This is a genomic window from Micromonospora sp. NPDC048169, assembly GCF_040652815.1.
Lineage (GTDB): Bacteria > Actinomycetota > Actinomycetes > Mycobacteriales > Micromonosporaceae > Micromonospora.
In genome coordinates this window covers 1-11,556 of record NZ_JBEZMS010000070.1, presented here as the reverse complement: position 1 = coordinate 11,556, position 11,556 = coordinate 1, and the positions used below count along the sequence as shown (strand labels likewise).

Sequence of the window (11,556 nt, the reverse complement as noted above, 5' to 3'; positions counted from 1 at the left end):
CAGAACCAGATACCGGAGACCTCTTCAGTTGTCGATCACCGCCACACCCTGACCTCGACGCTGCCAGCCCGACTTACGAAACACGCCTTAGTGGTGGCTGCGTCGGTGGTGCCGGCGAGCCAGGTGGTGGGGGCGAGGTGCGCCACGGCGAATGCGGTGAGCATGGTGAGGGCACCGGCGATGCCCAGTTGAGGCAGGGAGAGGCGGACGCCGACGACTTGGACGGAGTAGGTCGTGACGATGTCCGCGGTGAGGATGGTCTGTAGGAGCACGGTGAGCGAGCAGACGCCGAGGATGATGGCGCTGGTCAGGTCACGGACGCGGAGCCGAACTCGTGGCAGTGCGGTGTCGTTGGCGGTGCTTGTTGTCTGGTGATGGGCTGCGGTGAGCGCTAGGGCGCCGTCAGCGAGGGCGTGGGAGTGACCGTCGAGGGCGGTCGGAGTGTGCCCGGTGATGGCCGCGAGGCGTTCCTGTAGGCCAGGGATTGCTTTGGTTTCCCGGTGGATCACGTGGCTGAGGTGCTGCTGGCTGATGTCGGCGGCGTCGAGGATGCCTTGCACGGCATTGGCGGTCTCGTCGAGGAGGGGCTGCGCTGCGGCGGTGACGTCGTCGCGGGTCAGAACGGCCGGTGGGCGGGGCGAGGGCAGGAGAACGGGTGCGCGTTCCTGAGTGGAGAGGGCGGTCCTGGCCTGGCGGATGGACTCCAGCAGTGCCGCGTCGGCTGGCTCGGGTATGGCCTGTATTTCGGGTCGTTGTGACGGGTCGTCCGCGATGCTGCGGGTCAAGAGGTGCTGCGCGAGGTCTCGGTCCAGGTCGCGACTCGGGCTCACCTGGCGGGTGGCGAGTTCCCGGTACCCGTCGGGGCTGACTTGCAGGACGGTCAGCGTGATGGGACGCCGCTCGGCGTCGCAGATCAGCAGACATGTGCCATCCGGGGCGTGGCCGGCGGTCGCGTAAGCGGCGAGTGCTGCTGGCGCGGTGACCATGGCCGGTGCAGGGAGGCCTGCCCGGGCTGCCGCGTCGGTGAGATGCCCCCGTCGGCGTGGTCCCCAGGCCGATGGGATGGTCACGGTCAGAGCGGCGACCGGTACGGCGACTTGGCGGACTGCCTGGTCCGCGACGTACCACAGCTGCCCGGCGAGCAGCTGTACGGCGTCCACCGGCGGCTCGGCGTCAGCCGCGTGCAGGAGGTCCACCGGGTCGCGGATGAACCGGTGACCTACCGAGGGCTCCGGCAGCCCATTGACGCCGGGGTGTAGTTGACCGGCGGGGTCGATCACGATGCCGTGCGGCATGACGATGCGGCCGTTGAGCAGGACGGGGATCCGGGTGCCATCGCGGTCGACCGTGGCGGCGATTGCCGACGACGTGAGATCGATCGATAGTCGCGTGCCCCCGCTTGGCATGCGAGGCAGTCTCTCCCGACCGGGGAGTAGATCGTCAACCACGTTCTCGTCCCGTGATCGATTGTGCGCGCATGGTGAGAATCATTCCTGAGGAGATGGCCCTCGATGGGTATCGCCGTGTATGCGAGAGGAAAGGGATCTACCAAGCGGGGGGACGGACAGGATGTCGCAGCAATCCCCGGACAGCGGCAACCGGCTAGCCGAATACGCGCGTCCCACGGTCTACGTCCCGCCTGCGTCGACACCGCCGCGCCACACAGCGGGGCGGGTGTCCTCCGTGATCCGACCGGTCCGGGCCACCGTAGCCACGGTCGTGTTCCTGGCCGGGGTACCGGCGTTGCTGGTGTCCCTTGACGGGAACCCGCTGCGGAGGTGGCCGTCGTGGACGCAGGTGGTGGCATGGTTCGAGCAGCCGAATGAACGGTTCACCTCGACCGTCTTGGCCGGCGCGGCTGTGTGGGCGGTGTGGCTGTTGTGGGCCGTGCTCGCGCTGCTGCTGATCGCCGAGCTGATCGCGCTGGCGACCCGATGGCGGATCCCGGTGCTACGGCTTCCCGCACCACTGCACCGGCTCGTGTTCGGCCTGGCCGGCACCGCGGCCATCGCCGTCACCTCCGTCGGCCAACTGAACACCGGCGGCGTTCGACCACCGGCGGCGGTCGACGCGGCCGAGGCAGTAGCTGTTCCTCAGCAAGCTCTCGCCCAGGGGCCGGCACTGATTCAGGTCGGCAACACCCGCTACCTGTATACCGTCGAGCGACACGACACCCTGTCGAAGATCGCCAAGCAGTGGCTCGGTGACGCCGGCCGCTGGCCGGAAATCTGCCGCATGAACAAGCACCGCCACTTTCCCCAGGTCGGCGGCGCACTGCGTGACTGCGACTTGATCTACCCGGGCTGGGAACTGCGGCTACCCGCCGATGCCCAACCCCCACAGACCGCCATCCCGGGCCGCCGCCCGCGCTCACCGCGACCTGGCACCGTCGCCCCATCCCCGCCGCGGAGCAACCCGCCGGAAGCCCTGCAGCCCACCGATCCACCCACACCGGACATCCATGAGACGGCCGCCGCGCCCAGGAGCTCTTCGCCGACCACATCCGCCGCACCGGATTCCGGGTCACCCACCGACGCTCCCACGCGGCCTTCGTCCTCGCCGGAAGCCGACGGCGCGCAACGCCCGCAGGAGGCCGACCACCAGCGGGGTCTGCAGCTGACCTCCGCGGAGTGGCTGCCCTGGTCCCTCGCCGCCGCCATCAGCGCGGCAGCTGCCCTGGTGTGGCGGCAGCGCCGGCGCCGCTACACCGGTGACCCCCACGACGATCCACCCACCGACCTGCCGCCTTCGGTGGCCGAGCTACGCCGTGCCGTGGCCCGAAACCCCGAACTCCCGCACCCCGACGACGGGGCACCAGTGGCCGCCCTTGTCCCGCTGCCGTCCGGTGGCGTCGGCCTCGTCGGCGACGGCGCAGCTCCCGCCGCACGCGCCACCCTCGTAGCAGCGCTGGCGTCCGGCGACCCGCAACACCCCGACGCGCGTGGCGAAGTCGTCATCGACGCCGCTACCCTGACCACGCTGCTCGGCACCGAAATGACGACCGTCAGCTCATGGCCGCGCCTGCAGATCACCGACACCCTCGACGACGCACTCACCACGATCGAGACCCAGTTGCTGCACCGCAGCCGCCTACTCGACGAACAGACACTGGCCGACCCCGACGAGCAGCAACAACCCGAAGCTCCGGAAACAGGGATTCTGCCTCCGGTCGTCCTCATCGCCGAGACACCAGCCGCCGCAGCCGCAGCCCGCATCAAGGCGGCGCTGGCCGTAGGCGCCAGCAGGCAGGTGTTCGGGGTGCTGCTCGGTGAGTGGCACCCCGGCGTCACCATTGATATACGCCCAGACGGACGGACCACCCTCATATCCGGTCAGCCAACCGAACCGCTGCCGCCGCGCCTACCCGTGCTCGAACCCACCACAGCGATCCAGACCCTGACCACGCTGCGCGAAGCACAAACCGGCGAACCTCCAGCGACAACCTCGCCAGGCGTACCGGCCACGGTCATTGCCCTGCACGCCAGCCGGAACGACGCGGCATCTCAGGATCAGCCCGCGGCAACTGCAACTCCCTCCGCCGCTGTCGTCGGGAAGGCCCGACTTCGGGTGCTTGGCCCGCCGCGGATCGAGGACATCACCAAACCGGGACGGCCCCTGCGCGCCAAAGCCCTCGAACTCGCCGTCTTCCTGGCCTGCCACCCCGACGGCGTCACCACCCGGGACATCGGCGAATACCTCGAACCCGACGCCCGCCTCAGCCAAGCAGACCAACGCGTACACACCAACGCTTCGAACCTGCGACACGTCCTCGGCCGTGCCGGCACCGCCGAGACCAAAAACGCCTACATCATCAAAACCGCCGGCCGGTACCGACTCGACCCGACGACGGTCGACGTCGACGTGTGGACTCTCCGCGACCTCATGCGTCGCGCCACCATCGCCACCGGACTGCGCCGCCACGAACTGTTGACCGCCGCCTGCGAGCTCTACGACGCGCCACTGGCCGAGGGGCAGGACTACGAGTGGCTCCAACCCCACCGCGAGACGGTGCGCCGCTGGGGCACCGAAGCCCACCTACTCCTCGCCGAAGACCTGCTTAACCAAGACCCGCAGACCGCATCAGACCTGCTGAACAAAGCCATCGTCCTAGACCGGTACAACGAAGCCCTCTACACCAAGGCTATGCACGCCCGGCACGCCCTCGGCGATGCCGACGGCATTCGTACGCTTCTGCGCGCCCTGACGAGAGTGCTCGCCGACCTCGACGCCCAACCGAGCGAAGACACCATCGCCCTAGGGCGTGTCCTGTCGATCATGGGAGCCAGATGACGGCAGCGATCAGGACGAGGCCGGCTCGGTAGAGGGATGCGCGTTTGGCGTATCGCGTTGCCAGGTCACGCCACTGCTTGAGCCGGTTGAAGCAGCGTTCCACGACGTTGCGCTTCTTGTAGATCACCTTGTCGAAGGCCGGTGGTCGCCCGCCGTGGCTGCCCTTGGCGGCCCGGCGAGCGACCTGGTCGCTGCGTTCCGGGATGACGTGCCGGATCCCGCGTTGTCGCAGGGCTCGCCGGGTCAAGTCATGTGCATAGCCCTTGTCCGCGATCAGCACCTCCGGTCGCTTGCGGGGCCGACCCGGCCCGGGCTCGTTGACGCGGATCGCGTCCAGCAGCGCCAACAGCTGCGGGTTGTCGCCGGCTTGGCCGGGGGTGAGCAAGATCGACAGCGGCCGTCCGCGTCCGTCGACCGCGAGGTGCATCTTCGTGCTCAACCCGCCGCGGGACCGGCCGATGGCCTCGCCATCTTGCGCACCAGGCGTCGCCGCACTTGCCTGGGCGCCCCCTTTTTGCGGGCGCCAGCGGCATGCTGGTGCGCCCGCACGATCGACGAGTCGATGCTGATCGTCCACTGCACCGGTGTGCCGTCATCGTGCACCTGCGCCGCCGCGAGGATCCGATCCCATGTCCCGTCAGCGGTCCAGCGGCGTAGCCGTTCGTGGCAGGTCTTCCACGGCCCGAAGCGTTCCGGCAGGTCACGCCACGGCGCACCCGTACGCAGCTTCCACAAGATCCCGTTGATGACCTGACGGTGATCCCGCCACCGCCCCCGAGCTCCGCCAGGTTCCGGTAGCAGCGGCGCGATCACCGCCCACGCCTCATCGGTCAACTCACCACGACGCACCACCGGCACATCGTCAACGATCAACCACTACATGATCGGCAGGACACGCCCTAGGCGGCGGGCACGCGCAACTCGTCCCGTCCTGCGGCCTGTTCCTCCCTTGTCAGGTCTGTGACTCCGTGCCCGGCGAACGGTGCATCAACGTGCCCGGTCATCCGCTGGCCAACACCACCCTCCACCCCCAGCGCGTCCAGTTGGCGGAGCGGGCGCTGCGGGGAGAGGTGCCACTGCCCTCGTCCCTCGCCTGACCGGCCAGCCTCACTCGCCGGCGTCGGCGCCGGGCCGGGGTCTGACGGGCGCAGTCGGGACGCCGCGGTCACCGCGTCGGTCATCGTCGACAGGTCCACAGTGCAGAGACTCGACGCGTCGGGGGATGGAAGGTCGAGTCCCGCGTGCACTAGCCTGCGGCGCATGCGGACCGAGCGCGGGGTACGTCGATCTCTGCTGGCCGCCCTTGTCCTCACGGTGACCAGCATCGTCGTGAACTACTCGACGTCCCAGGTGCCCACCTTCCTGGCCGGCAACCTGTGGCTGGCGTGGGCGCTGACCGTCCTGTGCGTGGTCGCCTACCTGGTGCTGGAGTTCCGGCCCACCGCGGATCCGGCGGAGCTGGGACACGTCAGCCTGCGGGTGAGGCGACGTCACCTGCGTCCCGCCCTCGAACTGGACGCGATCCCGGTCGCCTCGAACGTCCGGATCAGCGCGGTCGAGTACGGCGAGGGCCCGCAGAAGCGGGTGCTGGTCCCGGGCCGCGACCTGTACGTCCTACCGGCCGACTGGTCGCTTGCCGCAGCGGAGGGGGCGAACCCCCGCAGGGTCGACCTGCGCACCGCCTTGACCGGGGCGGACCTCGCCCGGGCCACGCCGCTGCCCCATCGATTCGTGGTGCGCGGCACGTGTCGCGCGGCGGCCGGTGTCGTCCTGCACATCATCACGGACCTCGCCTACCTGCAAGCCGTCTCCGGACGGCCCCCGCACCGTCGCTTCGCCGCGGTCGGGCTGCTCGACCGCGGCGGCATACTGCCGTACGTCGACGGAGCGGCCCTGCACGCCGGGCAGGTCGAGGTGGCGCGATCGACGGGTACGCCGGGACTGGTCGTCGCGGTCGAGTGCATCGGCGGCCGGCCGGTGTCCCGTACGCCCTACCTTCTGGTCGTCCGTGCCGGGATCCGCTATCCCGAGGACGTCTGGCGCTCACCGGCGACCGGTCGCCCGCTCCTGTCGGATCCGGACCCGGAACGTGCCCGGGTGGCGTTCGAGTCGCCGCAGCCGAACGGGCTGGCGACCGACATGTTCGCCTGTGACCTCGACGGCCGAAGGATGAACAACCTGACCCGCAAGAGCGTCGACAGCTACGACGGTTTCGGGGACGGCACGCAGGTGACGTGGGTGGACCAGAAGCACCTGCGGGTGTTCTCGGAACTGGCTCCCGACCAGAGCACGCGCATCGTCCAGGACCGGGTCGAGGGGCGGCGTCGCCACGGCGACGAGGCGCGGTAGTCCGCCGGATCGGCGCACCCTCCGGCCACTGCCCTTCGAGGGTCGATCGATCAAGGAGTTCGTGTCAGGATCCATCGCGCGCTTGCGGCAGGCCCGCGTATCGTCCCGGTCGAGTGCAGTCAGGAGCATCACGGCCCCACTGAGCCATTTTCATCGTGATCGAGGGCTCCTGAGCAGGCGCGTAGCGGAGTGTCGCTGCTCCAGATAGGACGAAGCTCCCGGTAGGACAGCAGTCGACCAAGGCGCACTGCCCAGCACAGGAGCTTCGTTGCTGACCTATCCTGCCAGCATCCCGCTGTCCACGCCTGGGTCGCGCCAGGACGTGGTGGTGGTGCCGGTCAGCCGGCGGATGAGGTTCGCCGTCGAGGCCCACCAGGTGCGTGACACCGCGGAGGCGGGCCGGCTCTCGTATTCACGGACCAGACGGCGGTGCAGCATCAGGGTGCCGTTGGTCTGCTCCACTACCCACCGGCGGGCGATCGGCACGAACCCGGCCGTGGTGTCGGAGCGTTTGACCTGCTCGACGTCGATGCCGTTCACGGCGCCGTGGATCTGCACGTCGTCTTTGAACCCGGCGTCGACCCATGCCTTGGTCACCGTCGGGGTGTGAGCCACGACGTTGTCCAGCAGTCGCACGCCGATCGCGTTGTCGGTGACCGACGCCGCGGTGACCACGACCGCGATGATCAAACCGAGGGCGTCGACGGCCAGGCCCCGCTTGCGGCCCGGGACCTTCTTGCCGGCGTCCTTGCCGGTCGTCGCTGCCGGGACGTGGTTGGCGGCCCGGATCGACTGTGTGTCCAACACCACCGCGGTCGGGTCCTCTGCCCGGCCGGCCTTCTCCCGCGCCTGGCAGCGCAGCAGATCGTGGATCACCTGGTCGGTGCCGTCATCACGCCACAGAGCGAAGTAGTAGTAGGTGGCCGACTTTGGCGGCAGGTCGTGCGGCAGGTACGCCCACTGACAGCCGGTCCGGTTCTGGTAGAAGATCGCGTTCACGATCTCCCGCAGCTCGTAGCGGCCCTGATGCCCCGACACCGACGGATGCCGGTCCTTCCACGCCTGCAGGAACGGACCGACCACCGCCCACTGCTCGTCGGTCAGGTCACTCGGATACGCCGCTCGCTCGCCCATGATCGGCCCAACGCGACCGGGACCTCACCGGTTACGACCATCGCTCGCATTCACATCCCGAGCCAAGCCCACAATGGGCAAAGGCTACCGAACCGCCCTCTCAGGCAGCGTCCTCCAAGCCAGCGGCCTTGCGTAGCGCGACAATCAGATTTTTAACGGCGGTGTTGAATGCGACCAAATATGGATCGTCGGGCTCCACTTCCGGCTGGCCATGCTCGTCTACTGGGGCTTCCTCGAGCGCGTGCCAGCGTAGCGCCGAGTCCGCATCTTGGAACGCATCCCACTTCTTGATGAGGTCGCCCGTGCCGAGTAAGTGGAGTCGACCGCCGATCGTGGCTGCTGTCGTCCAGTCCGGGCTCGCTCGGTTCGTCTCGTACGGATCATCCGGATCACCTGACATTTCCAGCTGCTGCTTGCGCGCGTAGGCGAACTGCATCGCGTCGGCGTAGACGCTCAGTTGCTGGTCGTAGCGCCTGGCTTGGGCCGCGTTCCGTGCTGCGAATCGGCCCTGCAGAACCGGGGAGAGGACCCCTACGGTGGTGGTAGCGATGAGTCCGGCGATCGAGACAACGACGGTGGCGTTCACGGCGCTGCAGCCTACGCGGTGATGTGCTGCCGCGGGAACGAGACGTTGGTGCAAGCCGAGATAGTCCCGGCAGCACCGCGACCTGCAGACGAGTCGTTGAGGGGCCAAGATCGGATGCACGGTTCTGCCGCGATCCGCGCGCCAATCCGCGTCTACCGACCCTTCGTCGTGGGTGTCTAGACTGGATCGTCGAGTCGCACTTCAGTCGATGGTTGAGCAGATGCGAGGGCCACGGCGGTCGGCAAGCGGCATCTGGCGGCATCGACTGTCCCGAACCCAGGAACGTGCCCTTCTCAAGCAGGTTCCTGGACGATCCGTCGGATCTTGGCGATCTGGTCGTTCCAGCTGCTCAGTTGAGTGATCTTGACGACGTCGCCGGTCTGCGGGGCTTGGATGATGAGTCCTTCGCCGAGGTACATGCCGACGTGGCGTGGGTGGGCCGGGGTGCCGTTGCTGCCGGGGATCAGGATGAGGTCGCCGGGTAGCAGGCGCGTCGGGCTGGCTACTGGTGTGCCGGCATTGGCTTGGTCGGTGGTGATGCGGGGGATGGAGATGCCGGCTGCTCGGTAGGCGGCTTGCATCAGGGATGAGCAGTCGCACTGTTTGTGGGGTTCGTTGGAGTGTGGGTCGGTGCACGTGCCGCCGAAGTGGTAGGGCGTGCCGAGTTGGGCAGCGGCCCAGAACACTGCGGTTGTCACGGCTGGCGGGGTGTCGGAGGGCAGCGTGAATCCGGCCGGTAGGGCGGCCAGTGCGTCGGGGGTGCAGTCAGGGAGGGTGCTGGTGAGCTGCTCCACGAGGCGGAGGGCATCGTTGGTCCATGTGGCGTACGCGTTGGGGTAGGCCGATGCTTGGACCGCCTGGGCGGCCTGGGTGAGCGGCATCGATTCCCAGCCGGAAATTGTGAGGAGCTTGTCGAAGAACTTGCCTGCTTGATAGGCGGGGTCAGAAAGTTGCGCGACGGTGCCCCATCCCTGGCTTGGGCGCCGTTGGAAAACCCCGATGGAGTCGTGGTCGTTGCGGGTGCTTAGATGCGGCAGGTTGCGGAGGCGGGATTCCTGCATGGCGGCGGCGACAGCGATGACCCAGCCCCATCGAGGGACGCCTTTGGTGACGCCGATGTCGATGATGATCGCGGCTACGTCAACTTGCTCGACATCCCAGGCACCGACGGTAGGCGGTCGCCCGAAGGGATGCATGTTGGGTAGAGCGGCGGCGCCGCACCCTTTGGAGCCGCCGCCCATGACGGCCGTCAGCAGGAGCATGGGCAGGCCGAGGCAGGCAACGACGACGAGGCTGACAATGCCGGTGATGGCTCTGGTCATGGCGGCGGCCTTTCAATACGGCTGGGGATAGCTGATCGGACAGGGACAGCCGGGAGCTGTCGGTGTACGGGTTCCGGTGCAGAGCCAGGTACGCCAAATGTGCAGGCATGGGCGAGTGGCGCTGGGGACCTTGGGGTGCCGGTCCGCCCCGGCGACGCACGTCCGTTGCTTACGATGAGTAACCGGCGGAGGTGGGCCTTCGCCCGAATCGCGGCATAACGGGGAGTTGTCATGGCGCCCTGCCAGCATGCTCCGAACCCGTTCAGAACCGTCCCTGTCCGATCGGGCGCGTCAATTGGTCTGGCGAAGGAGACCGCTTCGCACCGTGTCAAAGGGCTGTCGCTCGACGGCATGATGCAGCGGTGCTCCTCACGCGACGTTCCCGCCATGACGGCGTCGCGGCGCTGCTGGCCGGGTGCACCGATGGTGAACTGGCAGCGTTGTTGCGGGCCGCGTCACTCGACGGCGTGGGCGTGGGGCGGCAGCTCTTCGATCGCCGATGTCGACGGCGTGCCCGTGTTCGTCAAGCGGGTCCCGATCACCGACCGGGAGCTGGCTCATCCGCACAGCACGGCGAACCTGTTCGGCATGCCAGTCCGTTGGCAATACGGCATGTACCGCCTGGCTGGTCCGGGCTTCGGCGCGTGGCGCGAGCTGGCCGCGAACCAGAGCGTCACTGAGGGCGTCCTCGCTGGCGAGTCGGAATCGTTCCCGTTGCTGCACCATTGGCGGGTGCTGCCCGGCCGCCCGCCGGTCGCGGCCGAGCACCTCGACATCGACGCCGTCGTCGCCCAGTTCGGCGGTAACCAGGCCGTGCGTGCGCGGTTCGAAGCGCTGGCGGGCGCCACCGCGAGCCTGGTGCTGTTCCTCGAACATCTCCCCGACGAGCTGCCTCGCTGGTTGAGCGACCCGGTCGGCAGAGCCGCGGCGGTCGAGCGGCAGCTGTTCGAGATGGTGGCGTTTCTACGTAACCGCGAGATGCTGCACTTGGACGGACACTTCGGCAATATCCGGGCCGACGAAGAGCGGCTCTACCTCGTCGACTTCGGGCTCGCCACCTCACCGCGCTTCGACCTGTCGGACGCCGAGCGCCACTTCGCTGCCCGCAATGCCGGTCACGATGCCGACTATGCTTCCATGCGGCTGGTGAACTGGCTGGCCACCTCGGTATGCGGGGTGCCCGGGCCGGTCGGCGGCGGTCCCGTCGCACGCGACCAGTTTGTGCGCCGATGCGCGGCCGGCGATATCCCACCGGACCTGCCGCCGCCCGTAGGGGAAATCATCGCCAGACACGCCCCCGCAGCTGCCCGGATGAACGACTTCTGCTGGCGCTTGTTCGACGGCGACCTTCAGGCCGAGTATCCCGGCAACGGGAATACAGTCCAGATCGTTGCGGATCGGGCGAGTTGAGCAATGGAACTGTGCACTCACATCGGCAGATCCGCGCACTGCCGGGTCGACCAACATTACTGGCTGTAGTTGATCGTTGCAGAGCAAGCTCGGCCGCGAGCCGCAGCCGCACTTGCAGACGTCGATAGCTGCTGCGTACCCGGTGCCGTACCTGGCTCTGCACTCGAAGCCGTACGCCGACAGGAGCGCGCTCACCGGCGGCGGAGCGGACAGGTGCGCGGAGGGCTTCCAAGGTGGTGAAGCGGAGAATGACCGTGGGCCGCCCACGTGGGCGGCCACCTCAAATTGCTCGATCAGCCGATGAACGTGAGGCGTGTCAACACCGGCTGACCTCACACCCCTGTACCTCGGTCGTGCCTGGACCGGTCCTTAGTACTCCAACGTCACTTGGCTTTGGCGTTGGGCGTGGCGCGGGCATGAAGACGGCCACCGCGTTGATCATCGATGGTTTGTGAGGACAACCGA

The 11,556-nt window shown here is 68.1% G+C and carries 8 protein-coding genes; 3 read left to right on the top strand and 5 right to left on the bottom strand.

Going from position 1 to position 11,556, the window contains the following annotated elements; all coding sequences use genetic code 11:
• Positions 1-35: 35 nt before the first annotated feature.
• Positions 36-1,406 (bottom strand): Hsp70 family protein, encoded by a 1,371-nt coding sequence (locus AB0D28_RS29440; RefSeq protein ID WP_357391114.1) that lies wholly within the window; start codon positions 1,404-1,406, stop codon positions 36-38.
• A 277-nt stretch (positions 1,407-1,683) separates the two neighbouring features.
• Here AB0D28_RS29440 and AB0D28_RS29435 point away from each other — a divergent pair, with 277 nt between their 5' ends.
• On the top strand, positions 1,684-4,290 hold the full coding sequence (locus tag AB0D28_RS29435) for a transcriptional regulator (RefSeq protein ID WP_357391112.1): 2,607 nt from the start codon (positions 1,684-1,686) through the stop codon (positions 4,288-4,290).
• Here the strand turns inward: AB0D28_RS29435 and AB0D28_RS29430 are convergent.
• A protein-coding gene (locus AB0D28_RS29430; RefSeq protein WP_225980853.1) for an IS5 family transposase occupies positions 4,274-5,139 on the bottom strand; the annotation gives its coding sequence in 2 pieces (ribosomal slippage) (positions 4,274-4,806 and positions 4,806-5,139; 867 coding nt in all). The genes AB0D28_RS29435 and AB0D28_RS29430 overlap by 17 nt on opposite strands.
• 411 nt (positions 5,140-5,550) lie before the next feature.
• Here AB0D28_RS29430 and AB0D28_RS29425 point away from each other — a divergent pair.
• Positions 5,551-6,639, top strand: coding sequence for a hypothetical protein (locus tag AB0D28_RS29425; protein ID WP_146074803.1), 1,089 nt, complete (start codon positions 5,551-5,553; stop codon positions 6,637-6,639).
• A 276-nt stretch (positions 6,640-6,915) separates the two neighbouring features.
• Here the strand turns inward: AB0D28_RS29425 and AB0D28_RS29420 are convergent, their stop codons facing one another.
• From AB0D28_RS29420 to AB0D28_RS29410, 3 genes are all read right to left on the bottom strand, one after another.
• Positions 6,916-7,773 (bottom strand): IS5 family transposase, encoded by an 858-nt coding sequence (locus AB0D28_RS29420; RefSeq protein ID WP_104112994.1) that lies wholly within the window; start codon positions 7,771-7,773, stop codon positions 6,916-6,918.
• A gap of 100 nt (positions 7,774-7,873) precedes the next feature.
• The gene (locus AB0D28_RS29415; protein WP_116510039.1) at positions 7,874-8,359 is read right to left on the bottom strand and encodes a hypothetical protein; all 486 of its coding nucleotides are present in this window, start codon (positions 8,357-8,359) and stop codon (positions 7,874-7,876) included.
• 293 nt (positions 8,360-8,652) lie between these two features.
• A complete protein-coding gene (locus tag AB0D28_RS29410) occupies positions 8,653-9,681 on the bottom strand; it encodes a C40 family peptidase (RefSeq protein WP_166457693.1) in 1,029 nt (342 codons plus the stop codon).
• 423 nt (positions 9,682-10,104) lie between these two features.
• Between AB0D28_RS29410 and AB0D28_RS29405 the strand changes: the two genes are divergently transcribed.
• Positions 10,105-11,091 (top strand): serine/threonine protein phosphatase, encoded by a 987-nt coding sequence (locus tag AB0D28_RS29405; protein WP_357391108.1) that lies wholly within the window; start codon positions 10,105-10,107, stop codon positions 11,089-11,091.
• Positions 11,092-11,556: the final 465 nt, after the last annotated feature.